This is a genomic window from Loktanella sp. SALINAS62 (genome assembly GCF_018263905.1).
Lineage (GTDB): Bacteria > Pseudomonadota > Alphaproteobacteria > Rhodobacterales > Rhodobacteraceae > Loktanella.
Map to the genome: position 1 here is coordinate 1 of NZ_JAAFZU010000070.1, position 237 is coordinate 237.

Genomic DNA, 237 nt, shown 5'->3' on the forward strand with positions numbered 1-237 from the left:
CACGCCGTTCGATCAGGGCCGCCAGTTCCCACGCAACACGCCGCCCCGAGATCGAGGTGTCCGGGATCGCCGCGAGGCATTCCCGGGTGACATCATCAACCACATTCAGGATGCGGAACCGCCGGCCGCAGGCGAGCTGGTCATGGACGAAATCCAGCGACCAACGCGCATTGGGCCGGGCCTCGACCAAGATCGGTGCCCGGGTTCCCACCGCTTTGCGCCGGGCGCGCCGCTTAC

Annotated in this window: 1 pseudogene; it reads right to left on the reverse strand. The window is 67.9% G+C overall.

Annotated features, from left to right (window positions below):
• Positions 1–237: pseudogene (locus GZH79_RS17545) on the reverse strand (IS3 family transposase); the annotation flags it as partial.